Source organism: Micromonospora fulviviridis, assembly GCF_014648395.1.
GTDB classification, from domain to species: domain Bacteria; phylum Actinomycetota; class Actinomycetes; order Mycobacteriales; family Micromonosporaceae; genus Micromonospora; species Micromonospora fulviviridis.
Window position 1 is genome coordinate 418,078 of the sequence record NZ_BMRA01000002.1, and the last position, 24,038, is coordinate 442,115.

General features: G+C 73.5%; 23 protein-coding genes, 3 tRNA genes and 1 pseudogene. 12 read left to right on the forward strand and 15 right to left on the reverse strand.

Annotated elements, in window-relative coordinates:
- Nucleotides 1–9: 9 nt before the first annotated feature.
- Complete coding sequence (leuC, locus tag IEY96_RS06905) at nt 10–1,452, reverse strand: 3-isopropylmalate dehydratase large subunit (RefSeq protein ID WP_189193949.1); 1,443 nt, start codon at nt 1,450–1,452, stop codon at nt 10–12.
- Nucleotides 1,453–1,501: 49 nt separating this feature from the next.
- On the opposite strand from leuC, the gene IEY96_RS06910 reads away from it, so the two are divergent.
- Nucleotides 1,502–2,188 (forward strand): IclR family transcriptional regulator, encoded by a 687-nt coding sequence (locus IEY96_RS06910; RefSeq protein ID WP_013284529.1) that lies wholly within the window; start codon nt 1,502–1,504, stop codon nt 2,186–2,188.
- Between the two features lie 154 nt (nt 2,189–2,342).
- On the opposite strand, the gene IEY96_RS06915 is transcribed toward IEY96_RS06910, so the two are convergent.
- The 4 genes from IEY96_RS06915 to IEY96_RS06930 all read right to left on the reverse strand — a co-directional run bounded on the left by IEY96_RS06915 (nt 2,343) and on the right by IEY96_RS06930 (nt 3,762).
- Nucleotides 2,343–2,418: transfer RNA gene (locus IEY96_RS06915), tRNA-Glu, on the reverse strand.
- Between the two features lie 153 nt (nt 2,419–2,571).
- Nucleotides 2,572–2,644, reverse strand: a tRNA-Glu gene (locus IEY96_RS06920).
- A 136-nt stretch (nt 2,645–2,780) separates the two neighbouring features.
- Nucleotides 2,781–2,852: transfer RNA gene (locus IEY96_RS06925), tRNA-Gln, on the reverse strand.
- A 106-nt stretch (nt 2,853–2,958) separates the two neighbouring features.
- Nucleotides 2,959–3,762: a fumarylacetoacetate hydrolase family protein gene (locus IEY96_RS06930; RefSeq protein ID WP_189193950.1), complete on the reverse strand. Its 804-nt coding sequence runs from the start codon at nt 3,760–3,762 to the stop codon at nt 2,959–2,961.
- A 168-nt stretch (nt 3,763–3,930) separates the two neighbouring features.
- Between IEY96_RS06930 and IEY96_RS06935 the strand changes: the two genes are divergently transcribed.
- Together IEY96_RS06935 and IEY96_RS06940 are read left to right on the forward strand one after the other, a co-directional pair.
- Entirely contained in the window at nt 3,931–5,322 is a 1,392-nt protein-coding gene (locus tag IEY96_RS06935) for a hypothetical protein (RefSeq protein WP_189193951.1), read from the forward strand.
- A 34-nt stretch (nt 5,323–5,356) separates the two neighbouring features.
- Nucleotides 5,357–6,241 carry a 3-methyladenine DNA glycosylase gene (locus IEY96_RS06940; RefSeq protein WP_189193952.1) on the forward strand — a complete coding sequence of 295 codons (885 nt, stop codon included), beginning with the start codon at nt 5,357–5,359 and terminating at the stop codon, nt 6,239–6,241.
- Nucleotides 6,242–6,250: 9 nt separating this feature from the next.
- On the opposite strand, the gene IEY96_RS06945 is transcribed toward IEY96_RS06940, so the two are convergent.
- Nucleotides 6,251–6,826 (reverse strand): GNAT family N-acetyltransferase, encoded by a 576-nt coding sequence (locus IEY96_RS06945; RefSeq protein WP_229791423.1) that lies wholly within the window; start codon nt 6,824–6,826, stop codon nt 6,251–6,253.
- 118 nt (nt 6,827–6,944) lie between these two features.
- Here IEY96_RS06945 and IEY96_RS06950 point away from each other — a divergent pair, with 118 nt between their 5' ends.
- Entirely contained in the window at nt 6,945–9,374 is a 2,430-nt protein-coding gene (locus IEY96_RS06950) for a low temperature requirement protein A (RefSeq protein ID WP_189193953.1), read from the forward strand.
- Nucleotides 9,375–9,381: 7 nt separating this feature from the next.
- Here IEY96_RS06950 and arfB read toward each other — a convergent pair whose 3' ends face one another.
- The 7 genes from arfB to IEY96_RS06985 form a co-directional block, all read right to left on the reverse strand.
- Nucleotides 9,382–9,807 carry an alternative ribosome rescue aminoacyl-tRNA hydrolase ArfB gene (gene arfB, locus IEY96_RS06955; RefSeq protein WP_189193954.1) on the reverse strand — a complete coding sequence of 142 codons (426 nt, stop codon included), beginning with the start codon at nt 9,805–9,807 and terminating at the stop codon, nt 9,382–9,384.
- 9 nt (nt 9,808–9,816) lie between these two features.
- Nucleotides 9,817–10,125, reverse strand: a complete 309-nt coding sequence (locus IEY96_RS06960) for a hypothetical protein (protein WP_189193955.1) — start codon at nt 10,123–10,125, stop codon at nt 9,817–9,819.
- A gap of 127 nt (nt 10,126–10,252) precedes the next feature.
- Entirely contained in the window at nt 10,253–11,113 is an 861-nt protein-coding gene (locus IEY96_RS06965) for a S1C family serine protease (protein ID WP_189193956.1), read from the reverse strand.
- A gap of 45 nt (nt 11,114–11,158) precedes the next feature.
- Entirely contained in the window at nt 11,159–12,118 is a 960-nt protein-coding gene (locus tag IEY96_RS06970; RefSeq protein WP_189193957.1) for a VWA domain-containing protein, read from the reverse strand.
- Nucleotides 12,115–13,107, reverse strand: coding sequence for a DUF58 domain-containing protein (locus IEY96_RS06975; RefSeq protein WP_189193958.1), 993 nt, complete (start codon nt 13,105–13,107; stop codon nt 12,115–12,117). Before IEY96_RS06975 ends, IEY96_RS06970 begins: the two co-directional genes overlap by 4 nt.
- On the reverse strand, nt 13,104–14,153 hold the full coding sequence (locus tag IEY96_RS06980) for an AAA family ATPase (protein ID WP_189193959.1): 1,050 nt from the start codon (nt 14,151–14,153) through the stop codon (nt 13,104–13,106). Before IEY96_RS06980 ends, IEY96_RS06975 begins: the two co-directional genes overlap by 4 nt.
- Nucleotides 14,154–14,356: 203 nt before the next feature.
- Nucleotides 14,357–14,893 (reverse strand): hypothetical protein, encoded by a 537-nt coding sequence (locus tag IEY96_RS06985; RefSeq protein WP_189193960.1) that lies wholly within the window; start codon nt 14,891–14,893, stop codon nt 14,357–14,359.
- A gap of 410 nt (nt 14,894–15,303) precedes the next feature.
- Here IEY96_RS06985 and IEY96_RS06990 point away from each other — a divergent pair, with 410 nt between their 5' ends.
- A complete protein-coding gene (locus IEY96_RS06990; RefSeq protein WP_229791463.1) occupies nt 15,304–16,239 on the forward strand; it encodes an endonuclease/exonuclease/phosphatase family protein in 936 nt (311 codons plus the stop codon).
- 7 nt (nt 16,240–16,246) lie between these two features.
- Here the strand turns inward: IEY96_RS06990 and cimA are convergent, their stop codons facing one another.
- Entirely contained in the window at nt 16,247–17,827 is a 1,581-nt protein-coding gene (cimA, locus tag IEY96_RS06995) for a citramalate synthase (protein WP_189193961.1), read from the reverse strand.
- A 308-nt stretch (nt 17,828–18,135) separates the two neighbouring features.
- Here cimA and IEY96_RS07000 point away from each other — a divergent pair, with 308 nt between their 5' ends.
- The 5 genes from IEY96_RS07000 to IEY96_RS07020 all read left to right on the forward strand — a co-directional run bounded on the left by IEY96_RS07000 (nt 18,136) and on the right by IEY96_RS07020 (nt 21,660).
- Nucleotides 18,136–18,696 carry a peroxiredoxin gene (locus tag IEY96_RS07000; protein ID WP_151463499.1) on the forward strand — a complete coding sequence of 187 codons (561 nt, stop codon included), beginning with the start codon at nt 18,136–18,138 and terminating at the stop codon, nt 18,694–18,696.
- A gap of 2 nt (nt 18,697–18,698) precedes the next feature.
- Nucleotides 18,699–19,229 carry an alkylhydroperoxidase, AhpD family gene (ahpD, locus tag IEY96_RS07005; RefSeq protein WP_189193962.1) on the forward strand — a complete coding sequence of 177 codons (531 nt, stop codon included), beginning with the start codon at nt 18,699–18,701 and terminating at the stop codon, nt 19,227–19,229.
- 88 nt (nt 19,230–19,317) lie between these two features.
- The gene (locus IEY96_RS07010; protein ID WP_189193963.1) at nt 19,318–19,776 is read left to right on the forward strand and encodes a PRC-barrel domain-containing protein; all 459 of its coding nucleotides are present in this window, start codon (nt 19,318–19,320) and stop codon (nt 19,774–19,776) included.
- A gap of 58 nt (nt 19,777–19,834) precedes the next feature.
- The gene (locus IEY96_RS07015) at nt 19,835–20,572 is read left to right on the forward strand and encodes a tyrosine-protein phosphatase (RefSeq protein WP_189193964.1); all 738 of its coding nucleotides are present in this window, start codon (nt 19,835–19,837) and stop codon (nt 20,570–20,572) included.
- 314 nt (nt 20,573–20,886) lie between these two features.
- Nucleotides 20,887–21,660 carry a maleylpyruvate isomerase family mycothiol-dependent enzyme gene (locus IEY96_RS07020; RefSeq protein WP_189193965.1) on the forward strand — a complete coding sequence of 258 codons (774 nt, stop codon included), beginning with the start codon at nt 20,887–20,889 and terminating at the stop codon, nt 21,658–21,660.
- Nucleotides 21,661–21,662: 2 nt separating this feature from the next.
- Here IEY96_RS07020 and IEY96_RS07025 read toward each other — a convergent pair.
- Nucleotides 21,663–21,836 (reverse strand): annotated as a pseudogene (locus IEY96_RS07025) (helix-turn-helix domain-containing protein); the annotation flags it as partial.
- A gap of 102 nt (nt 21,837–21,938) precedes the next feature.
- Here IEY96_RS07025 and IEY96_RS07030 point away from each other — a divergent pair.
- Nucleotides 21,939–23,129: an NAD(P)/FAD-dependent oxidoreductase gene (locus IEY96_RS07030; protein WP_189193966.1), complete on the forward strand. Its 1,191-nt coding sequence runs from the start codon at nt 21,939–21,941 to the stop codon at nt 23,127–23,129.
- On the forward strand, nt 23,126–24,016 hold the full coding sequence (gene sigJ / locus IEY96_RS07035; protein WP_189193967.1) for an RNA polymerase sigma factor SigJ: 891 nt from the start codon (nt 23,126–23,128) through the stop codon (nt 24,014–24,016). The genes IEY96_RS07030 and sigJ overlap by 4 nt, the downstream gene beginning before the upstream one ends.
- The last annotated feature ends 22 nt before the right edge of the window (nt 24,017–24,038 follow it).

Sequence of the window (24,038 nt, forward strand, 5' to 3'; positions counted from 1 at the left end):
GCTGCCCTTCTACAGGTCGGCGGGGGCGGCCAGCCGGCCGACCACGGCGGTGGCGGCGGCGACCGGCGGGGACACCAGGTGGGTACGCCCGCCCCGGCCCTGGCGGCCCTCGAAGTTGCGGTTGGAGGTCGAGGCGGAGCGCTCGCCGGGCTTCAGGGTGTCCGGGTTCATGCCCAGGCACATGGAGCAGCCGGCGAAGCGCCACTCGGCCCCGGCGTCGGCGAAGACCTTGTCCAGCCCCTCCGCCTCGGCCGCCTCGCGGACCGCGGCCGAGCCGGGCACCACGAGCATGCGTACGCCGTCGGCGACCCGGTGCCCGCGCAGCACGTCGGCGGCGGCGCGCAGGTCCTCCAGCCGGCCGTTGGTGCAGGAGCCGACGAAGACCACGTCCACGGCCAGGTCACGCAGCGCGGTGCCGGGGGTCAGGTCCATGTACTCCAGGGCCCGGCGGGCGGCGACCCGCTCCGGCTCGGTGGCGAACTCCTCCGGGTCCGGGACGGCCGCGCCCAGCGGCACGCCCTGGCCCGGGTTGGTGCCCCAGGTGACGAACGGCGTGATGCGGCCGGCGTCGAGGGTCACCTCGGTGTCGAAGGTCGCGCCCTCGTCGGTGGGCAGCGTCCGCCAGTAGGCCACCGCCGCGTCCCAGTCGGCCCCCTGCGGCGCGTGGGGCCGCCCCTTGAGGTACGCGAACGTGGTCTCGTCCGGCGCGATCATGCCGGCCTTGGCGCCCCACTCGATGGACATGTTGGCGATCGTCATCCGGCCCTCCATGGAGAGGTTCCGGATCGCCTCGCCCCGGTACTCCACGATGTGGCCACGCCCGCCGCCGGTGCCGACCTGGGCGATCAGGGCGAGCACCAGGTCCTTGGCGGTGACGCCCGGGGCGAGCTGGCCGGTGACGTTCACGGCCATGGTCTTCGGGCGGGCCTGCGGCAGCGTCTGGGTGGCCAGCACGTGCTCGACCTCACTGGTGCCGATGCCGAAGGCGAGCGCACCGAACGCGCCGTGGGTGGCGGTGTGCGAGTCGCCGCAGACGATCGTCATGCCCGGCTGGGTGAGGCCCAGCTGCGGGCCGATGACGTGCACGATGCCCTGGTTCTCGTCGCCCAGCGGGTGCAGCCGTACGCCGAACTCGGCGCAGTTGCGGCGCAGCGTCTCGATCTGGGTGCGGGAGGTGGGGTCCGCGATCGTGAGCAGGTCGCCGCGCCGGGAGCGGAAGGCCGGGTCGTCGTACCCGGTCGGGGTGTTGTGGTCCTCGGTCGCGATCGTCAGGTCGGTGCGGCGGACCCGACGGCCGGCCAGGCGCAACCCGTCGAACGCCTGCGGGCTGGTGACCTCGTGGAGCAGGTGCAGGTCGATGAAGAGCAGGTCCGGCTCGCCGGTGGCGGAGCGGACGACGTGCGCGTCCCAGACCTTCTCGGCCAGGGTCCTCGGTTGAGTGACTCCCACCATCTGGACATCCTAAATTCTGGGAGGTAAATTTCGGCTTGTGGGACACAGTATGAGCGGTGTCGGCGTTCTCGACAAGGCGGTGGTCATCCTGGCCGCCTGCGTCGACGGCGCCAGCCTTGCCGAACTCGTTGAACGGACCAAGCTGCCCCGGGCCACCGCGCACCGGCTGGCACAGGCGCTGGAGATCCACCGGATGCTGGTCCGGGACACCCAGGGCCGTTGGCGCCCCGGCCCCCGGCTCGGCGAACTGGCCAACGCCGCACCGGACGTGCTCCTGACCGCGGCCGAGCCGCTGCTCGCCGCGCTGCGCGACGCCACCGGGGAGAGCGCCCAGCTCTACCTGCGCCGCGCCGACGAGCGGATCTGCGTGGCCGCGGCCGAGCGGGCCAGCGGCCTGCGGGACACCGTGCCGGTCGGCTCGGTGCTGCCCATGACGGCCGGCTCGGCGGCGCAGATCCTGCTCGCCTGGGAGCCGCCCGAGGCGGTCATGCCGCTGCTGCCCCGGTCGAAGTTCACCGGCCGCACCCTCGCCGAGGTACGCCGCCGCGGCTGGGCGCAGAGCGTCGCCGAGCGGGAGGCCGGTGTGGCGAGCGTCTCGGCCCCGATCCGCGACCGCACGGGCCGGGTCATCGCCGCCATCAGCATCTCCGGCCCCATCGAGCGCCTGGGCCGCCGCCCCGGCGAACGCCACGCCATGGCGGTGGTCCGCGCCGGCCAACGCCTCTCCGGCCTCTGACCCCTGTCCCCTGGGTCGTGCCCCCTGGGTCGTTGATCAAGAGGTTTGCGTCACGAATCGGCCCGGTCCTGACGCAAACTTCTTGATCAACACGAGCGGGTCCGGTGGAACGGCGAACGGCCCGTCTCGCGGGAGCGAGACAGGCCGTTCGGTGTGGTAGCCCCGACCGGATTCGAACCGGCGCTACCGCCTTGAGAGGGCGGCGTCCTGGGCCGCTAGACGACGGGGCCAGGCACTTTTCCTGCTTCACCGCCCTGACGAGCGGTGCGGCAGTAGTCTAGCGGCACCACGTCCGGCCCCCCGACGAGGGGGTGGGCCGCCGGAACGCGGGACCGCACACGAAACAGCCCGCCCCACGAGGTGGGACGGACTGTCAACGCTTGTAGCCCCGACCGGATTCGAACCGGCGCTACCGCCTTGAGAGGGCGGCGTCCTGGGCCGCTAGACGACGGGGCCAGAACTTCATGCTTCCGCGCCCTCGCGGGCGGGAAGCTGCACTCTATCAGAGATCATCTGCCGCCCCTCTCGCGAGGGGCGGAGCGGAACTCCGCCAGAATCCAGCGTCCGGGATTCTCGCGAATCCGCGGCTGCGCTGGGGTACCAGGACTCGAACCTAGACTAACTGAACCAGAATCAGTCGGGCTGCCAATTACCCCATACCCCATTGGCCCCTTGCGGCGCCGGGAATGAACTTTACCCTCCCGGTGCCGGCAGGCCAAATCCAACCCCCCGAACCGCCACTGAGCTGCGGAAACGAGGCGTCGGACGCATCAGGCGACCGGTACCACCGGGTTGGTGAGTTCGCCGATCCCCTCGATCCGCACGGTGACCGTATCCCCGTCGGTGAGCGGGCTAACCCCCGCCGGCGTGCCGGTCAGCACCACGTCACCCGGGAGCAACGTCATGACGTGGGAGATGTACGACACCAGGGCCGGCACGTCGAAGACCATGTCCTTGGTCCGGCCGAGCTGGCGTACCTCCATCTCCTCCGGGTTGCGACCGACCTCACAGCGGACCTCCAGGTCGGTGACGTCCAGCCCCGTGGTGATCCACGGACCGATCGGGCAGAACGAGTCGAAGCCCTTGGCCCGGGTCCACTGCCCGTCGGAGCGCTGGAGGTCCCGCGCCGTGACGTCGTTGGCGCAGGTGTAGCCGAAGATGGCCCGCTCGGCGGCGGCCCGGTCGGCCCGGCGCGCGCCCGGCGCGCCGATCACCACGGCCAGCTCGGCCTCGTGCTCGACCTGCTTGGAGAAGAGAGGCAGCCGGATGGCGTCCCGGGGACCGATCACCGAGGTGGACGGCTTGAGGAAGAGCAGCGGCTCCTTGGGCACCTCGCTGCCGTGCTCGGCGGCGTGTTCGGCGTAGTTGCGGCCGACGCAGACCACCTTGCTCGGCAGGATCGGCGAGAGCAGCCGGACGTCGGAGAGCGCCCAGCGGGCGCCGGAGAACTGGATCTGCCCGAACGGGTGGCCCTCGATCTCGGCGATGGTCAGGCCCTGCGGCCCGGCCTCCGGCTCGCCCTCGACGACCCCGAACGACATTCCCTTGGCATGAGCGAAACGAGCGATACGCACCCGGCCAATCTATCCCCGACGGCCGGCCGGGCCACGCCGGACGCGGCCTCCGGCCGGCAGTTTGGCGCGCCAGGGTACGCCGGCCCGCGCCGGCCGGGGCGGGATTGCCGGCTTCGTACCCGCCCGGCGGGCCCGGGCCCATAGCTTCGGGGCCGGAGGTTCGTTCGTATGCCTGCATCGAGACGACACCACAGGACCCTGGCAGTGCTCGTGAACTGCCTCGGCATCATGGCCGCCGTGCCGGCGCTGCCCGCGACGGCGCCCCGGGCGGCCGCCGCGCCCCCGCAACCGGCGGCTCCGCCGGCCGCGGCGGCCCGGGCCACCCCGATTCCGACCGGGATGCCCGCGGCGCCACCGGCGGTGCCGACCACCAAGCCGGCGCCGATCCAGCTGACCACGCCACCGGTCACCGTGGCGGTGGCGGCGGCCGGCACCCCGGCGCCGGGCTACCGGATCCAGGTCCGCAACGCCGGCCCCACGCCGGTGGAGACGACCGTCCGGCAGGAGCTGCCGACCGGGGCCCGGGCGACCGCCGTGACCGGTGGCGGCCGGGCCAACCGCCCGATCGGGTCGGCCACCGCCAGCGAGGTGACCTGGCGGCTGCGGCTGCCGGCGCGGAGCACCACCACGCTGAACACCGCGCTCACCGGGGCCGCCCAGGGCCGGCCCGTCACCGCGCCGACCTGCGCGTACGGCACCGACGGCACCCGACCGTACGACTGCGCCACGGCGACCTGGACGGCGCCCACGGTGCCGGCGGCGAAGGTGACCGCGGCCCCGGCCTGGCGCCGCCCGCCGGTGCTGCTGGCCGCGCTGGCCGCGCTCCTGGTCGTCACCGGCGGCGTGCTGTGGTGGGCGTGGCGGCGCCGGCGCTCCGGCCCGGCCCCGGCGGCCACCGGCACCACGCCCGGCCCGAACCGGCTCGCCGCCGGCGTCCCGCCGGTCGCCGGCGGGGTGGGCGGCCCGGCCGACCGCGGCACGGTCTACCCGCGCCCGGCGATGCCCGCCACCGCCGGACGGCGCCGACGGCCACCCGTCTGGCTGGTGGCCGGGGTCGCGGCCGCGGTGCTGGCCGGCGTGGTCGGCGCGGCGGCGTGGACGGCCACCCAGCGGGTCGCCGCCATGGACACCACCAAGCAGCCGACCAGCGGCGCCTGGGTGGGCAACAGCGTCACGGGCCCGCTCGGCGTCCCGCTGCGCGAGAGCGCGTTCGAGTTCACCGTCTACCGGCTGACCTGCGGCGCGGGAACGCAGCCCGCGGCACCGGCCGGCGGGCGGCAGTGCCTGGCCACGGTCGGGGTGCGCAACCTCACGCCCGGGGAGCAGACCTGGCACGGGCAGTTGCAGCGGGCGTACCTGCCCGGGGGCAACTGGGTGGCCACCGACGAGAGCGCCACCCGGGTGGCCAACCTCGGCCGGGACGTCTTCGCCCAGCCGGTCGCCGCCGGCTCCCGGGTGCTGCTGCCGCTCGTGTTCACCGTGCACGGCGCCGACCCACCGAAGCAGTTGGAGCTGCGCAGCGGGGTCTTCTCCGCCGGGGTGCGGGTGGACGTGCCGTGACCGGGGGCGGGGCGGCGGTCGTACCCTGGGGTCCGTGACCGCCGCCCTCGCCCCCGCCACCGCGCTCGACGCGGCCGACTGGCAGGCCCGGCGTCGCGCCCACGAGGAGCGGGTGGACGCCTGGCTGGCGCCGCACCTGGCCCGCCGCCGCTCCGGGGTGCGGCACCCCGTCGAGGACTTCCTCTTCACCTACTACTCGCACCGCCCGGCCCAGCTGCGCCGCTGGCACCCCGGCGCCGGGGTGGTGCTGCGCGACGCGGACCCGGCCGGGTTCGGCCGGGACTACCGCGCCACCGCCGCCGGGGTCACCCTCGACACCGAGGGGGTACGCGCGCGGCGCGCCGAGTCGATCGCCTGGATCCGTACGCTGCTCGCCGCGACCGCCGGCCGCCCGGCCCACTTCGGGTGCTTCGGCATGCACGAGTGGGCGATGGTGTACCGGCAGACCCAGGACGAGGTGCGGCACAACGCCTGGCCGCTGCGGCTCAGCCCGGCGGCCACCGCGGCGGTCGTCGAGGAGCGGGGCGTGCGGTGCAGCCACTTCGACGCGTTCCGGTTCTTCACGGCGCCGGCCCGGCCGCTCAACGTGCTCACGCCGACCCGGGAGAGCCAGCACGCGCTGGAGCAGCCGGGCTGCCTGCACGCCAACATGGACCTCTACAAGTGGGCGTACAAGCTCTCGCCGCTGGTGCCGTCGGAGCTGGTGGCGGACGCCTTCGCGCTGGCCCGGGAGATCCGCACGCTGGACATGCGGGCCAGCCCGTACGACCTGGCCGACCTCGGTCACCCGCCGGTCCGGGTGGAGACCCCGGAGGGCCGGGCCGAGTACGCCGCCGCCCAGCGGGACTTCGCCGGACGGGCCGCCGGATTGCGGACCCGGCTGCTGGCCGCCCTCGACGCGACCGACCGGCCGGGCTGACCGGGGCACTCAGCCGGCCGGGTGGCCCCGGTGCGTGGCCCACTCCTCGGCGAGGATCGACATGACGGTGGCGTCCACCCAGCCGTCGCCGTCGCGGAGGACCTGCCGCAGCGTGCCCTCGGCTACGAAGCCGACCTTCTCGTAGGCCCGGCGGGCGCGCGGGTTGAAGGCGAACACCTCGAGCCCGATCCGGTGCAGGCCGAGCTGCTCGAAGCCGTACCCGACGACGAGCCGGACCGCCTCGGTGCCGAGCCCCCGGTCCCGCCCGGCGGGGCCGATCAGGGTGCGGAAGTTGCAGCTGTCGTTGTGCCGGTCCCACTCGTTGAGCACCACCTCACCGACGCAGGCCCCGGTCGCCCGGTCCACGACGGCCAGGTCGAGCCGGTCGGGCTGGCTGTTGCGGGTGCCGTACCAGGCCCGCAGCCGGGCCGGATCGAGTCCCTCTCCGGGCGGGCTGCCGGTGAGCCGGGCGACCTCCGGGTCGGCCAGGATCGCCTCGAAGGCCGCGAGGTCGTCGTCGACGAACGGACGCAGCAGGACCAGGTCGCCGGTGAGGGTGGGCTTGACGGAGAAGTCGCTCGGCACGCGGCGAATTCTGGGCGACCGCGTGGCGGCCCTCAAACAGTTTTCCGGCGCGCCGGTCCTTGGGGGTGATTGGGACGGATCCCCGGTCGGCGCCCGGCGCGGTTGGCACAGTGAGGTGGTGGGCGGCGCCGGTCGGATCCAGCTGGCCGGCGAGGCGGGCGACGTCAGCCGGCTGGAACTCTTCCTCGACCTGATCTTCGTCTTCGCGTTCCTCAACGTCACCGGGGTGACCGCCGAGCAGCTCAACCTGGCCGGGCTGCCCCGGGGCCTGCTGCTGCTCGCGCTGCTCTGGTGGTGCTGGGCGCCGTTCGCCTGGCTGGGCAGCAGCATCCGGCTGGACCGCGGCGTCATGCCGGTGGTGGTGTTCGGGCTCAGCGCCACCTTGTTCGTGATGGGCCTGACCGTGCGGGAGGCGTTCCAGGACCGGCCCGGCGGGCTTTCCGGTCCGATGATCTTCGCCCTCGGCTACCTGGTCGTTCGCGGCACCACGCTGACCGTCGCCGCGCTGGCCGCCGCCCGGGAGGCGGGACCCCGCCGGCTGGCGCTGCGGGCGTGGCCGCCGCCGCTGGCTGGCGCGCTGTTCCTGCTCGCCGCCGCGCTGGTCCCGGCGCCGGTGCCGAACGAGGTGGGCCGGGAGTGGCTCCGCTTCGCGCTGGTGGGCTGCGCGATCGTCGCCGAGTACGGCGGGGCGATGCTGCTCGGCGCGGAGCTGTGGCGGATCGGCTCGATCCCGTACTGGGCCGAGCGGCACAGCCTGATCATCCTGATCGGGTTCGGCGAGACCATCATCTCGGTGGGGTTGAGCCAGGGGGTGGCGACGGCCCAGCCGCTGACCCCGGAGGTGCTGGTCGGGGCGCTGCTCGGGGTGGCGCTGGCCGGCGCGCTGTGGTGGACGTACTTCGACGTGGCCCGGTTCGCTGCCGAGCAGGCGCTGGAGCGGGTCGCCGGCAGGCGGCGCGCGCTGCTCGGCCGGGACGCGTACAGCTTCCTGCACCTGCCGATGATGACCGGGCTGATCCTGGTGGCGCTCGGCCTCAAGAAGGTGCTCGGCGAGCTTCAGGTGGACAGCGGAAAGCCGACCCCGCTGCTGACGCTGATGGTGCTCCACGGCGGGGTGGCGCTCTACCTGTCGGGGCTGGTGCTGTTCGAAGTGCGGACGCTGCGCATCCTGGGCCGCTCCCCGGTGCTCGGCATCCTGCTGGTGGCCGGGCTGGCCCCCGTCGCGCCGCACCTGCCGGCGCTGGCCGAGCTGGCCCTGCTGGCCGCCGCGGTGGGCGCGACCGCGCTGGCCGACCTGACCGTGTTCCGGCGCCGGCACCGCCGGTTGCACGCGCAGATCGGGCCGACCCAGGAGCACGCCGGGGTCACCCCGAAGGAGCTCTTCTTCGACCTGGTCTTCGTCTACGCGTTCCTCCAGTTGGCCGCGCTGATGGCCGACGACCCGACGTGGACGGGCCTGGCGCGCGGGCTGCTGGTGCTCGCCGTGCTCTGGCAGGGCTGGTGCGCGTACGCCTGGCTGGCGGCCGAGGTCCGCGCGGAGACCCCGGTGGTCCGCCTGGTCATGGTGCTGGTGGTGGCGCTCACGGCGATGATCACGCTGGCCAGCCCGCAGGCGATCGACGACTCGCGCGGCGGCCTGCCCGGGCCGCTGATCTTCGTCGCCTGCTACGCGGCCATCCGGCTGCTGCAGCTGGCCGCGTTCGGGCTGGTGGCGTGGCAGAACCCGGCCCGGCGGACGCCGCCGGTGCGGGCCGCCACGCCGACCCTGGTCGCACTCGGCCTGATGCTGGTCGCCGCGCTGCTGCCGCTGCCGGTCGGCGACGTCCGCCAGTTCTCCCCACCCCGGGTCGCACTGTGGCTGCTCGCCATCGCGGTCGACGTGCTCGGGAACGCCCGGGTGGGCCTGCGCTATCTCACCGTGCGCTCGGCGGAGCACTGGGCCGACCGGCACAGCCTGATCATCATCATCGGGCTCGGCGAGGCGGTGATCTCGATGGGCACCGCCGTGGCCTACACACCGGTCTCGGCCCGGATCGTAGTGGCGGCGTTCCTCGGCACCGCCCTGCTGGCCGCCCTGTGGTGGACCTACTTCGGCTGGGACAGCACCGAGGGGGAACGGGCGCTGGCGGCAGCCGACCTCCGCACCCGGACCCGACTGGCCCGCGACGCGTACACCTGGCTGCACCTGCCGATGGTGGCCGGGATCGTGCTGGTCTCGCTCGGCCTGCGCAAGACCATGTCGGTGCTGGGCAGCCGGGGCTTCTTCGAGCTGGGGCCGCCGCCGTACCCGCTGGCGCACGCCGCGCTCTTCGGCGGGGTGCTGCTCTACCTGCTGGGCGTCCAGGCGTTCCGGTGGCGGACGACCGGGCGCCGACCGCCGGCCCGCCAGGTGCAGGCCCTGGTCGTGGCGGCGCTGCTGCCGCTGACGGTCGGCCTGTCGGCGCTGCTCGCGCTGGCCCTGCTGGCCGCGGTCTGCCTGGCCCTCACGGCGTTCGAGGTGCTCCGCGACCACGGGCGGGCCACCGCCGGGCCGGTGCCGTCGCGCTGACCTGCGGTCAGTCGCCGTCCACCCGGCGGTCGCGCTTGCGCTGGGACTGTCGCTTCTTCTCGGCCAGCCGGCGCTCCTTGGCGGCCCGGGACGGGCGGGTGGGGCGGCGCGGCTTCGGCGGCGGCGCGACCGCCTCGCGCAGCAGGGCGGCCATCCGCTCGCGGGCCGCCTCGCGGTTGGCCAGCTGGGCCCGGTGCTCGCTGGCCGCCACGGTCAGCACCCCGTCGACCAGCCGGCCGGCGAGCCGGTCCAGGGCGCGGGCGCGCAGCGCCTCGGGCACGCTCGGCGATCCGGCCAGGTCGAAGCTCAGCTCCACCCGCGAGTCGGTGGTGTTGACCCCCTGACCACCCGGGCCGGACGAGCGGGAGAAGCGTTCCCGCAGCTCGGCATCGGGCAGCACGAGCCGGTCGGTCACCCGCAGTCCGTCGTCCACGCCCCGAGGCTAACGCCCGGCGCGGTGGCCCGGGGTGGCGGTCACGGTCGGGGTCGGGGTGGGCCCGGGATCCGCGCGTTCGTGGTCCGACCCGGCCGCCGCGTAGGCCGCCGCCCCGACCAGCAGCAGCGCGATCACGCCGATCTTGGTGACCACCGCACGGATCGCCACCCAGGCCGTGCGGCGGGCGCCCGGGACGCTGGTCCGGATGGTCTTGTAGTCCTTCCAGCCCCGCTGCGCGCGGGCGTACGACGCGCCGACACCGGCGCCGATGACCAGGCCCACCAGGAGGAGGGCCGCGATGACAGCTTGCTCCACCTCCGCCAGTATCCATACTCAGCGTAATATTTCCATGGCCCGATGGTCCCACGCCGGATATCCGACACTTCTCCCCTTCCGGCCGGACCTTTCGGCACGGCGGCGCAGCTCAGGGCTGCGGGGCCGATCAGCCGCCCCGGCCGATGATGGTGTCGGCGGTCTGCTGGACCTGGTCGATCGGAATGGCGAACCCGATGCCGATCGAACCGTTGCCGTCGATGGTGGCGATGGCCGTGTTCACCCCGACCACCTCACCCCGCGCGTTGACCAGCGGCCCACCCGAGTTGCCCGGGTTGATGGACGCGTCGGTCTGCACCGCGGTGTGCCGGCCGTTGCCGATGCGCACCTGCCGGTTGAGCGCGCTGACGATACCGGCGGTGACGGTGCCGGCCAGGCCGAGCGGGGAGCCGACCGCGAGCACCGGCTCGCCCACCCGGGTGGAGTTCGGCTTGGCCAGCGGCAGCGCCGACAGCCGCGCCGACGCCGGGACCTTCAGCACCGCCAGGTCGCTGGCCGGCTCCCGCCCCACCACCTCGGCGGTGAACCGGCGCCCGTCGGAGGTCTCCACCGTCACCGGTCCGGAGCCGCCCCGGGCCAGGATATGGTCGTTGGTGACGATGTGCTGCTCGTTGTCGATGGCGAAGCCCGAGCCGGAGGCCGACGCGCCGGACGCCCCGCCGACCATCACCGAGACCACCCCGGGGACGGTCTTCTCGGCGGCGGTGACCAGCTCCGCCGGCACCGGCGCGGCGGAGGCCGCCGCCGGGCCGGGCGCGTCCTGGTCGGCCGCCCAGGTGCCGGCCGCCGCCCCGGAGACGGTGGAGAGGGCCACGACCGCCGCCGCGCTCAGCAGCCGGCCGCGCCAGCTCCGCCGTGCCGCCTCCCGCTCGGACCCGGGTACGTCCCAACGCCTGCGTCCGTCCGGGTCCAGCTCCGGCGAGACGAACCACGGGCCGCGCGGCTCGCCGAGTCCGGTCTGCACTGCCATACCTGGGCTCCTCACGTGTCGTGCGTCGTCCGGTCGTGGTGCGGGTCAGGGCAGTCGGGAGAACCACCGCAGCGAACCGGCGGCGGCCCCCATGGCGAAGACCAGCCCGAGGCCGATGAAGCGGGCGGAGATGTCCTGCCGTTCCTTGCGGTAGCCCACCGAGGTGCCGATGTCCTCGTACACGGCGCGCAGCTCCTCGCTGGTGGACGCCTCGTGGAAGCCGCCGCCGGTCTCGTCGGCGACCGCCTTGAGGGTCTGCCCGTCGACCGGCACCTGGATCGCCCGCCCGCCCCGGTCCACCGAGCCGGACGGCGTGCCGAACGAGATGGTGTGCACCGGCACCTTGGCCGCCACGGCCTGCGCGGCCGCCTCCATGGGGTCCATCCCGGAGGTGTTCGCGCCGTCGGAGAGGATGATGATGCGCGCGGGCGGCGGGTCCTTCGCGGCCTTCGCGTCGAGGCTCTTCACCGCGCCCAGCGAGGTGCCGATTGCCTCCCCGATGGCGGTGCCCTGCACCCCGGTGATCCCCTCGGCGAGCCGCTCGATCCCCTCGTGCAGGGCGTCCCGGTCGGTGCTCGGCGGCACCAGCACCGCCGCGCTGCCGGCGAACGCGACCAGCCCCACGTTGAACTCGTCCGGGAGTCCGTCGACGAACCGGCGGGCGGCCTCCTTGGCGGCGGTCAGCCGGTCCGGGTCGACGTCGCCGGCCAGCATCGAGGTGGAGACGTCCACGGCCACCATCACGGTGGCCCGCTCGCGGGGCACCCGCACCTCGGCGTTGGGCCGAGCGAAGCCGACCACCAGCAGCGCGAGCATGGCGAGGAAGAGTCCCGCCGGGACGTGGCGGCGCCAGGCCGGCCGCTGCGGGGCGACCCGGTCCAGCAGCCGCAGGTTGGTGAAGCGGACCGCGTACCGGCTCTGCCGGCGCTGCATCACGAGGTAGCCGACGACCAGCGCGGCGACGCCGAGCAGGAGCCAGAGGCGGGCGGGCGACTGCCAGGTCACGCCGCACCTCCCCGGGCCGCGGCGGGCGCGGCGGCCAGCCGGCGCTGGGCATGTACGTGCCGGACGATGTCCGCGCTCCAGTCCCGGTCGGTACGCAGCGCCAGGTGCGTCGCCCCGCACCGGCGCAGCGCGTGCCGGACCTGGTCGCGCTGGGCCGCGGCGGCCTGCGCGTACCGCTCGCGCAGGGCCGGGTCGCCGGTCCACACCTCGCGGTGACGGCCGGTCTCCGGGTCGACCAGGGTGACCAGCCCGACGTCGGGCAGCTCCAGCTCGCGCGGATCGGTCACCTCGACGGCGAGCACCTGGTGCCGGACGGCCAGCCGGCGGAGCACGGTCTCCCACGCCGGGGCGGAGTCCGGGTCGTCGGGCAGCCCGTCGAGGAAGTCGGAGACGATCACCACCAGCCCGCGCCGGGTGGCCACCCGTTGCAGCCCGTCCAGCCCGTCGGCCAGGGCCGGCGGGGGCGTGCCCCGGTGCCCGTCGGTGCGCGGCGCGCCCAGCAGGGCGCGGAGCAGCCCGAGCAGGTGGGTACGCCCGCCCCGGGCCGGGAACCGGCGTACGCCCTCGGGGGTGAGCACCTGGCCGCCGAGGCGGTTGCCGACGCCGGCGGTGAGGAAGCCGACCGCCGCCACGGCGGCCACCGCCAGTTCCCGCTTGTCCAGCGTGGCCGTGCCGTACTCCATGCTGGGGCTGGCGTCGACCAGCAGCCAGGTGGTCAGCTCCCGGTCCGCGTCGACCTCGCGCACGTGCGGGACGGTGGTCCGGGCGGTGACCGCCCAGTCCATCCGGCGTACCTCGTCCTCGCCGGGGCGGTACTCCCGGCTGCCGGCCGCCTCGCTGCCCGGGCCGGGCAGCAGGCCGCGGTACTGGCCGTGCAGCAGCCCGTCGAGCCGCCGGGTGACGGTCAGTTCCAATCGGCGCAGTCGCTGGTCGGGGGCGAGGTCGGCCAGCCCGGGGTCGGGCAGGACGGGTGCGTCCCGGCGCCTCATGCCGCCGCCAGGTCGGGCGCCGCCTCCGGGTGCCCGGTGACCACCCGGGGTGGCGGCACCGCCTCGACCAACCGGCGGACCAGCGTCTCGGCGGAGACTCCGTCGGCCACGGCGTCGAAGGAGAGCACCAGCCGGTGGGCCAGCACGTCCACCGCCAGGTCCCGGATGTCCTCCGGGAGCACGTAGTCCCGGCCGTGGATCAGCGCCTGCGCCCGGGCCGCCGCCACCAGGCCGAGGGTGGCCCGTGGGCTCGCCCCGTACGCCAGCAGCGGCGCGATCTCGGACAGCCCGAACCGCCCCGGGTCCCGGGTGGCGAGGATGAGCCGGACCACGTACTCGGCGAGCGCGTGGTGGACGAAGATGTCGGCGGCGCGGCGCTGGAGCGCGCGCAGCCGGGACGGGTCGAGCACCGGGCGCGCGGTCGGCCGCTCGGTGCTCATCCGGTAGAGGATGGCCAGCTCGTCGGCGTCGCTCGGGTAGTCGACGACGATCTTCATGAGGAACCGGTCGCGCTGCGCCTCGGGGAGCTGGTAGACCCCCTCCGACTCGATCGGGTTCTGGGTGGCCAGCACGAGGAACGGGTCGGGGACCGGCCAGCTCCGGCCGCCGATGGATACCTGCCGTTCGGCCATCGCCTCGAGCAGCGCCGACTGCACCTTGGCCGGGGCCCGGTTGATCTCGTCGGCGAGCACCAGGTTCGCCATGATCGGGCCCAGCTCCACGTCGAACGCCTCGGTGGAGGCCCGGTAGATGCGGGTGCCGACGATGTCGGAGGGGACCAGGTCGGGGGTGAACTGGATCCGGGAGAAGCTGCCGCCGACCACAGTGGCGAGGGTCTGCGCCGCGAGGGTCTTGGCCACGCCGGGCACGCCCTCCAGCAGGCAGTGGCCGTCGGCGATCAGGGCGGTGAGCAGGCGGTCGACGAGGCGATCCTGCCCGACGATCACGCGTTTGACCTCGAAGAGGGTCTGTTCCAGCTCGACGCCGCTCGCGTCGGCATCGACCGGGCTGGGCACGCTGGCCAGGGTGTCCGAGATGTCCGTCACGGTGCTTGCTTCCCGTGCCGACGTACGGACAAACGTCGGATTATCGGCCCCTCGGCGTCCCTTTCCGGCCCGGAGCGGGACGTACTCCCCCGGCCGGACCGCAACGGCGCGGGCGGGCCCTGGCGCCCCAGGGCGGCGCAGACCGGGTCAGGCCGGGCCGGCCGGCCCCCGCACTCGGCGGGGGCCGGCGTGGCGGCCCGCGGTCAGTTGGCGATGACCAGGTGGAACGGCCGGTCGGCGTACCCGCCGGAGGAGCTGCGGGTCTGGATGAAGACGGCGTTCGGGGTCAGGTAGCGGGGCGCCACCGAGACCTCGCCGCCCGGCGGGACGTTCGCGGCGTCATTGGTGCCGATGGTCGCGTGCAGCGCCCTGAGGTGGACGTCGTAGTCGAGCGTCACCTGGTACTGCCCGGCGAACTGCCCGGGCACCGACGGCGAGAACTTCTTGGCGCTCACGACGTTCGCCGAGTGCTGGAGCAGGGTCCCGTTGGAGCTCACCACCGCCCAGGCAACCAGCCCCGGGGTCGGCGCGGCGAGGGTGGCGTTCAGCGCGGCCTTCGCCGCCCGGCTCTCGGCGGCGGTCACCGGGGGCTGGTGGCCGGGCTGCCGGGCGCCGGGCTGCCCGGCCTCGGCCGCCTTCGCCGCCGGGTGGGCGGCTGCCGCGATACCCCCGCCGGCCAGGGTGAGGGACAGCGCGGCGAGGGCCACCACCGTCGCCTTGCGCTTGAGGAATGTGGCCATGACAGATCTCCCTTGTGTGACCGTGGTGACACGGCCGACCCGCGTGCGGTGCGGGACGGCTGGATTCGACACGCCAGCCAGGCGCAGACAATTGCGGACCATCGGGGGATCCACGTCGTCAGCGCACCGTGAATGCCGTGCTGCACCTGGCTCTGAACTGGGCTTACTACGGAGAGTCGCGACGCCTCGACCACGTGGAACCTAGCACCGGAAAATGCGCACGGTCAATAGCTCGCATTTACCGCGCGCCATTCGAAAAACGCTTTCGACAATTGTGAGAAGTGAGCGTCCGACCATTCATGAAATGGTCCGTGGGGCACCGCCCCGAACGGCCGGACGGTAGCGTGACGGCCGTGATCACGACGAGTGCGCCGGGATGGGCCGGCACCCGGGTCCGCCGGGCCGCCACGATCGCCTGCTGGGTGGCGGTCGCGCCCGTGGCCGCCTGGGCGGTGCTCCGGCTGGCCGGGCTGGAACGGGGGCCGCTCGTGCAGGCGGTCGCCTTCACGCCGTACGTCGCCGCGGCCGCGCCGGCCACGGTGGCGCTGGCGCTCGCCCTCCGGCGCCGCGCGCCGGCGGTGGTCGCGGCGCTCGCCGCCCTGGCGCTGCTCGGCGCGGTGGCGCCGCGCGTCGTCCGTGACGACCGGCCCACGGTCGACGGGCCCGTCCTCCGGCTGCTCACCGCCAACCTGCTCAAGGGCGGCGCCGACCCGGCGCGGCTCGTCGAGCTGGTCCGGGCCAACCGGGTGGACGTGCTGACCGTGCAGGAGTTCACCCCCCAGATCGCCGCCGAACTGGACCGGCTCGGGCTGGCCACCCTGCTGCCCTACCGGGTGCTGAACCCCGAGGTCGGCACCACGGGCTCCGGCCTGTACGCGCGCCACCCGCTCAGCGGCACCGGCTACCGGCGCAACCAGGGCTTCTCCTTCACCCAGGCGTACGGGACGGTGGCCGTGCCGGGCGCGCCGCCGCTGCGGGTGGAGTCGGCACACCCGGCCGCCCCGTACGCCGTCGAGGTGGTGCCGGACTGGTGGACCGACCTGCGGGCCCAACCGCCGGCCACCCCGGGGGGCGGGTTGAGCATCCTGGCCGGCGACTTCAACGCCACCCTCGACCACGCGCCACTGCGCGACCTCATCGACACCGGCTACGTCGACGCCGCCGCCGCGGCCGGCGGCGGGCTCTCCGGCACCTGGGGCCCGTACGACGGCGACCCGATCCCGCCGGTCACCATCGACCACGTGCTGGTCGACCGGCGCATCGCGGTCCGCGCGGTCGACGTGTACGCCGTGCCGGGCAGCGACCACCGCGCCGTGCTGGCCGAGCTGCGGCTGCCCGCCGGGTGAGCCCGCCTCAGACCCGCGCCCGGTCCAGGCCGTAGGTGAGGGCGTCCACCAGGGCGTGCCAGCTGGCCTCGACCACGTTGGGGTGGACGCCGACCGTGGTCCAGTCACGGCCGGCCCCGGCGGTCTCGACCAGCACCCGGGTCACCGCACCGGTGCCGTGGCTGCCCTCCAGGATGCGGACCTTGTAGTCGGCCAGCTCGAACTCGCGCAGCTCCGGGTAGTGCCGGGCGAGCGCCACCCGCAGCGCCTCGTCGAGGGCGTTGACCGGGCCGTTCCCCTCGGCGGTGGCGATGACGCGCTCGCCGCGTACCCGGATCTTGACGGTGGCCTCGGAGACCACCGCGCCGTCCTCGCGGTGCTCGACCAGCACCCGGTAGGACTCCAGCGCGAACGGCCGGGCCGGCGCGGCGTCCGGCAGCTCGGAGCGGACCAGCAGCTCGAACGAGGCGTCGGCGGCCTCGAACGACCAGCCGCCGGCCTCCAACTCCTTGACCCGGTTGGTGACCCGGGACAGGGCGTCCGGATGGCCGGCCAGATCCAGGCCCAGCTCGCGGCTCTTGAGCTCGACGCTGGCCCGGCCGGCCATCTCGGTCACCAGGATCCGCATGTCGTTGCCCACCACCGAGGGATCCACGTGGTTGTAGAGCAACGGGTCGACCTTGATCGCGCTCGCGTGCAGCCCCGCCTTGTGGGCGAAGGCGGCGGCCCCGACGTAGGCCTGGTGGGTATCGGGGGCGATGTTGGCGATCTCGGCGATGGCGTGCGAGACCCGCACCATCTGTTCCAGGCAGCCCTCCGGTAGGACGGGCATGCCGAGCTTGAGCTGGAGGTTGGCCACGATCGCGAAGAGGTCGGCGTTGCCGGGGCGCTCGCCGTACCCGTTGGCGGTGCCCTGGACGTGCCGGACGCCGGCCTCGACCGCGGCGATCGTGTTGGCCACCGCGCAGGCGGTGTCGTTCTGGGCGTGCATGCCGAGCCGTTCCGGGGCGATCCCGGTGCGCGCGGTGAGGTCGGTGATCGCGGCGGTGACCTGCGAGGGCAGCATCCCGCCGTTGGTGTCGCAGAGGACGAACCGCTCGGCCCCGGCGGCGAGCGCCGTCTCAGCCACCGCGGCGGTGTACGCCGGGTCGTGCCGGTGGCCGTCGTAGAAGTGCTCGCCGTCGACGAAGACGCGCCGCCCCTGCGCCACCAGGTACGCGACCGTGTCGCGGATCATCGCCAGGTTCTCCTCGGCGGTGGTGCGCAGCGCCCGCTCGACGTGCCGCAGGTCCGCCTTGGCGACCAGCGCCACGGCCGGGGTGCCGGCGTCCAGCAGCCCGCGCACCTGCGGGTCGTCCTCGACCGCGACGCCGGCCTTGCGGGTGGCGCCGAAGGCGACCAGGATCGCGTGCCGCAGCTCCAGCTCGGTGCGGGCCCTGCGGAAGAACTCGGTGTCCTTCGGCACCGCGCCCGGCCAGCCGCCCTCGATGAAGCCGACCCCGAGGTCGTCGAGGAGGCGGGCCACCGCCAGCTTGTCGACCACCGAGTAGCTGAGCCCCTCGCGCTGGGCGCCGTCGCGCAGCGTCGTGTCGTACACCTGGAAGGTCATGGGAGTCCTCTTCTCGAACCTGCGGGGAGCAACAAAAAGACCCCCCGCGGATGCGGGAGGTCTGCGCGCTCGGCGAGGGGGTGGGCCGGCGCGCTAGCTGCCAATAATCAGGACGGAGCTGGTCACGGTTCGTACTCTGCCACCCCGCCCCTGTTTTGGGAGGCAAAATCCACATCGCGGGACGGACCCGTGATCGACTTAACACGGCACCCGCCCGGCGTCCGGGGGGAACCGGGCCGCGGGAAACATCTGGAACAGATCCAGTTACCGGCCCGGCGTCGTTGCCGGGCCGCCGTCAAGGAGGACCCGTGCTCACTGTCGGTGACCGCTTCCCCGAGTACGAACTCACCGCCTGCGTCTCGCTCGACGCCGACAAGGCGTTCGAGACGATCAACCACAAGACCTACGAGGGCAAGTGGCGCGTCGTCTTCTTCTGGCCGAAGGACTTCACCTTCATCTGCCCGACGGAGATCGCCGAGTTCGGCCGCCTCAACGGCGAGTTCGCCGACCGGGACGCCCAGGTCCTCGGCGTCTCCGTGGACAACGAGTTCGTCCACTACGCCTGGCGCAAGGACCACCCGGACCTGCGCGACCTGCCCTTCCCCATGCTCAGCGACATCAAGCGTGAGCTGACCGCCGACTGCGGCGTGCTCGGCGAGGACGGCGTCGCCCAGCGGGCCACCTTCATCGTCGACCCGGACAACGAGATCCAGTTCGCCATGGTGACCGCCGGCTCGGTCGGCCGGAACGTCTCCGAGGTGCTGCGGGTGCTCGACGCCCTCCAGACCGACGAGCTCTGCCCGTGCAACTGGAACAAGGGCGGCGCCACCCTGGACGCCAACGCGCTGCTCGCCGGCGCCGGGGCCTGACCATGGGTCTGGACGCGGTCAAGGCGGCCCTGCCCGAGTACGCCAAGGACATCCGGCTCAACCTCGGCTCCACCATCACCACCTCGACGCTGAAGCCGGAGCAGGCCTGGGGCACCGCCCTGGCCTGCGCCGTGGCGGCCCGCAACCCGGTGGTGCTGCGGGAGATCGCCGCCGAGGCGGCCGGTCACCTGACGCCCGAGGCGGTCGAGGCGGCCAAGGGCGCGGCCACCATCATGGCGATGAACAACGTCTACTACCGGGCCAAGCACCTCATCGGCGACGAGCAGTACGCCTCGCTGCCGGCCCGGCTGCGGATGCAGATCATCGCCCGGCCCGGGGTGGAGAAGGCCGACTTCGAACTCTGGAGCCTGGCCGTCTCGGCGATCACCGGCTGCGGCGTCTGCCTGGAGTCGCACGAGAAGACCCTGCGCGCCACCGGGTTCAGCCGCGACCAGGTGCACGAGGGGCTGCGCATCGCGGCAGTCGTGCACGCCGCCGCGGTGGCCCTGGACGCGGAGTCCGCGCTCGCCTGAACCGGTCGGTGTATCGATCTCCGTATCCGGGTAGGAAGGGATCCGACAGGCACATCCCCCAAAAGTCGAGAAAGGGAGTGTTGACGCCATGGAGCGGCTCGACCCTCGAACGACCCACGGGACGCCGGATCCGCTGACCCAGGGTGGTCAGGGCGCCTTCGCGGGCGGCACGCCCGCCGGGCGTTTCGATCCGTGGAGCTACCGGGACGACGCCGGGGTGACCGGCGTGGACCTGGTCGGCTACAAGGTGGAGGCGACGGACGGTGGTATCGGCAAGGTGGACCGGGCCAGCCACGAGGTGAACTCCAGTTTCCTCGTGGTGGACACCGGGCCGTGGATCTTCGGCAAGAAGGTCATGCTGCCGGCCGGTACCGTCAACCACGTCGACCACGACGAGCGGAAGGTCTACGTCGACCGGAGCAAGGACCAGATCAAGGCCGCGCCCGAGTACGACGAGACCACCGACACGGACCCGGCGTACCGGGACAAGCTCGGCGGCTACTACGACGACACCTACTCGTCGATCCCGCCGGGCACGGCCCGGTAACGGAGACACCTGCAACCAGCGGCCGGCGGGGCACATCGTGGCCCCGCCGGCCGTTACCGTGTCAGGGGTGGACGCCCTGGAGACCCCCTTCCCCGCGCTGTTCAACTTCCGCGACGTCGGCGGCTACCGCAGCCAGGACGGGCGCACCGTCCGGCACCGCCGGCTCTACCGCTCCGACTCGCTGCACCGGATCGACGAGACCGACCGGGCCGCGTTCACGGCGCTCGGCATCCGCACCGTCATCGACCTGCGCCGTCCCACCGAGGTGGCGCGGGACGGCCGGGTGCCGGCCTACGACGGGCTCACCTACCGGCACATCCACCCCGAGCACCAGGACTGGGCCGAGCAGATGTACCAGCCTGGCAGCAGCCTGCCCCGCTACCTCGCCGACCGGTACGCCGACCTGGCCCGCACCGGCACGGCCGGCCTGGCCGAGGCGGTCGGCCTGATCGCCGACAGCGCCAACGCCCCGGTGGTGGTGCACTGCGTCGCCGGCAAGGACCGCACCGGCATCGTCTGCGGCCTCACCCTCGCCGCGCTCGGCGTGCCCGACGAGGACATCGCCGCCGACTACGCGCTCAGCACCGCCGCGTCCGAGCGGTTCAGCGCCTGGGTCCGGGCCACCGTGCCGGACGCCGAGGAGCCGCCGCCGCCGTTCCTCGCCTCGCCCGCCGAGGCGATGATGCTCTTCCTCACCGAGCTGCGCGAGGGCTACGGCTCGGCGGAGGGCTACCTCCGCCACGCCGGCGTGACCGACGCCCAGCTCAGCGCTCTCCGCGCCCACCTCCTCGACTGACGCCGCCTCGCCCGCCCGCGAGCAGGCCACCGTGGACCTGCTGGCCACCGAACCGGAGCGACCCCGCGGGGTCAGAGGCGGTCGGCGCAGCCCCTAGTGCTCTGACCGGGAACGTTTACCGGGTTGGCGGCGGCGGGGCCGGAACCGGTTGGATGAGACGGACATCCGACGGGTTCGGGGGCGTGGTGGCGGAGCTGGTCAAGATCAGGAGGAGTTTCAGGACGGCTTCGGCGCCGGCGCTCCGCTCGGCTGTCGACGCGTTCGTCCGACAAATTCGCTACCCGGCGGCCGGAGCGCAGTGATACACAACCGAGGTGCAAAACACATTGGAGTTCCCCGAGGTCCTGCGGCTGATCGAAGACCGCTCGGCCGCGTTCCGCGCCGCGATCGCGTCCGCCCCCGACCTTGACGTCCAGGTCCCGACCTGCCCGGACTGGACGCTGCGCGAACTGGCGCAGCACCTCGGCGACGGCCGCCGCCGCCAGGCCGCCATCGTCGCGGCGGGCCCGGGCGCTGAGCCCCCGGCGAGGACGGACCCGAAGGGCGCCCCGACCGCGCCCCGCGACCGCGAAGCCCTGGACGCCTGGCTCGCCGAGTCGACCGAGCTCATGCTCGACGCGATGCGCGAGGCCGGCCCGGACCGCGGCTGCTGGACCTGGTGGGGCCGCTCGCAGGCCCCGGAGACCAGCGGAGCCGTGGCCCGGCACCAGATCCAGGAGATCGCCGTCCACACCTACGACGTCCAGCTCACCCTGGGGGCCGCACAGCCGCTGCCGACGGACGTCGCGGTCGAGGGCGTCGACGAGTTCCTGACGACCGTCGCGGCGACGACCGTCCCCTGGCCGTTCAAGCCGGCGACCATCGACCTGCACACGACGGAGGGCCGCTCCTGGCGCCTGACCCTCAACGCCGACGGCGTCCGCTGCGACGACCTCGCCGCCGACGCGGAGCCGGGCGACATGGCGATGCGAGGCGCAGCGAGCGAACTGGTCCTCTACTTCTACGAGCGCGTCCCGCTCGACAGCCTGGAGAACACCGGCGACACCGAGCCGATGGAGCAGCTCGCAGACTGGGACCCGAACGCGTAAATGGTGGCCGTCTGGACGACGAAGTCCTCGTCGTCAGGGCTGAGCAGGCGGGGACGGCCTCCCGCCCACCGAGGGTCCAGGCAGGCCGGGCCGATCTGGTTGAACCGGTGGATCACGTCCCGCACCGTGTCCTCGTCGGCCTGCACCAACTGGGCGATCACTGGAACTCGGTTGCCGCCGTAGCGCCGGCCGCGCACACGTTCCCGCGCTCGTGGCTGGAGTAGAGCCCGTCACATCGCGTCATGTCACGTCTCGACGATCCGCGGTGTCTTGGGGGCATGACCGAACACAACACACGCCACAAGGTCGTGGTCATCGGTGGCGGCTACGCCGGAACGCTCGCGGCCAACCGTCTGCGGATGCGCGACGACGTCGACATCATGCTGGTCAATCCCCGCCCGGAGTTCGTGGAACGCATCCGGCTGCACCAGTTCGTTGCGCGTACCGGCGAGGCCACGATCGACTACGGCACGCTGCTCGGCGCGGGCATCCAACTGGTCGTCGACAGCGCCACGTGCATCGACACCGCCGGCCGTACCGTGCGGCTGGCGTCGGGCCGCGCCCTGGACTACGACTACGTCATCTACGCGGTCGGCAGCACCGCAGCGATACCGTCATCGGTGCCCGGCGCGGCCGAACACGCTCTGCCCATCGCCGAATTCGAGTCCGCGCGGCGGCTGCGCGCAAGGCTGGAGGAGCTGCCCCTCGATGCTCCGATCACCGTGGTCGGTGGCGGATTGACCGGCATCGAGACGGCTGCCGAACTGGCCGAACAAGGACGCACGGTCACGCTGGTGTGTGGGCGCTCCCTGGCGCCCTACCTGAGCGCGTCGGGGCGCCGATACGTCGCCAGGTGGCTGACCCGGCACGGTGTCGCCGTGCTCGAGGTCGGCATGGTGACCGAGGTCCGGCCGGATGCGGTCCTCCTTGCCGACGGTGCGGTGCGCGCGAGCGCACTGACCATCTGGACGGCCGGTTTCGGTGTGCCTGACCTGGCGGCGGCGAGCGGGCTGCGCACCGACGCGCTTGGTCGGCTGCTCACCGACGAGACACTCACCAGCGTCGACGACGGCCGCATCGTCGCGGCCGGCGACGCCGCCGCACCGTCGGGCCAGCCGCTGCGGATGAGCGGCTACGCCGCCGGGCCGCTGGGGGCACAGGCCGCCGACACAGTGCTGAGCCACATTGCGGGGACCGAGCCGGCGGTGATCGACCTGGCCTTCACGGGAGCGTGCGTCAGCCTCGGCCGGCGCGCCGGCATCCGACAGGTCGCCCGCAAGGACGACACCCCGGTGAACGTCTACATCGGCGGCCGCATGGGCGCGGCGATCAAGGAGGTCACCTGCAAGTTCGTGGTTGCGAAGAGGATCCGCCGTGAGGCCCGTAAGCCGGGTTCCATGGGCTGGCCCACCGGCGGCCCGCGTCCCGAGCAGCCGACCACCGCTGCGCGGGCGGTCACCGCCCCGTGAGCACCGACGAGCACGCCGAGCGGTTCACCCTGTTGCGACCGCTGCTGTTCACGATCGTCTACGAGCTACTCGGCTCGGTGACCGAATCCGACGACGTGCTGCAGGACAGCTATCTGCGGTGGGCCGACGTGGACCTGGCGACGGTGCGGGACACCAAGTCGTATCTGGCACGGCTGGTGACCCGTCAGGCGCTCAACGCCTTGCGGGCGAGCGCGCGCCGTCGCGAGGACTACGTCGGCTCGTGGCTGCCCGAGCCGCTGCTGCTCGACGAGAACGACGCCTCGACCGATGTGGTGCTCGCCGAGTCGGTGTCGATGGCACTGCTCGTCCTGCTCGAAACACTCACCCCCGATGAGCGTGCGGTGTTCGTGCTGCGGGAGGTGTTCGGCTTCGACTACCACGACATCGCCATAACGGTGGGCAAATCCGTGGCGACGGTGCGCCAGGTGGCGCATCGCGCCCGCGAGCACGTACAGGCGCGGCCTAGGCGCTTCGAGCCCGTCGACGCCGCGACGGCCGCGCACATCACCGAGCAGTTCATGACCGCGGCGGCCACGGGTGACCTGGAAGGGCTGCTCGGGCTGCTCGCGCCGGACGTCACCTGGACCGCCGACAGCGGCGGCAAGGCCACGGCGGCCCGCCGGCCAGTGGTGGGCGCGGAGAAGGTGGCCGCGGTCCTCATGAGCCTGTTCCGCCTGGAGCGGCTGGCGGACCTGCGGATTGAGATGGTCAACTGCAACAACGCGCCCGCGCTGGTACTCAGCGGCGAGCGTCTCGAAGGCGTCTTCCTGATCGAGATCGCCCAGGGCAAGATCACCAACTTCTACGCCGTCCGCAACCCGGAGAAACTCCTCGCGGTGGCGGTTCCGCGTCAGATCAGCCGGTAGGTGGGGCCGGCCAGCCGCAGCA

Bases quoted from the DNA above. Each gene is read 5' to 3' on its own strand.
- ahpD (WP_189193962.1), top strand. From the start codon at position 18,699: ATGGGTCTGGACGCGGTCAAGGCGGCCCTGCCCGAGTACGCCAAGGAC.
- IEY96_RS07030 (WP_189193966.1), top strand. From the start codon at position 21,939: ATGACCGAACACAACACACGCCACAAGGTCGTGGTCATCGGTGGCGGC.
- IEY96_RS06985 (WP_189193960.1), bottom strand. From the start codon at position 14,893: ATGGCCACATTCCTCAAGCGCAAGGCGACGGTGGTGGCCCTCGCCGCG.
- leuC (WP_189193949.1), bottom strand. From the start codon at position 1,452: ATGGTGGGAGTCACTCAACCGAGGACCCTGGCCGAGAAGGTCTGGGAC.
- cimA (WP_189193961.1), bottom strand. From the start codon at position 17,827: ATGACCTTCCAGGTGTACGACACGACGCTGCGCGACGGCGCCCAGCGC.
- IEY96_RS06910 (WP_013284529.1), top strand. From the start codon at position 1,502: ATGAGCGGTGTCGGCGTTCTCGACAAGGCGGTGGTCATCCTGGCCGCC.
- IEY96_RS07010 (WP_189193963.1), top strand. From the start codon at position 19,318: ATGGAGCGGCTCGACCCTCGAACGACCCACGGGACGCCGGATCCGCTG.
- IEY96_RS06935 (WP_189193951.1), top strand. From the start codon at position 3,931: ATGCCTGCATCGAGACGACACCACAGGACCCTGGCAGTGCTCGTGAAC.
- IEY96_RS06965 (WP_189193956.1), bottom strand. From the start codon at position 11,113: ATGGCAGTGCAGACCGGACTCGGCGAGCCGCGCGGCCCGTGGTTCGTC.
- IEY96_RS06975 (WP_189193958.1), bottom strand. From the start codon at position 13,107: ATGAGGCGCCGGGACGCACCCGTCCTGCCCGACCCCGGGCTGGCCGAC.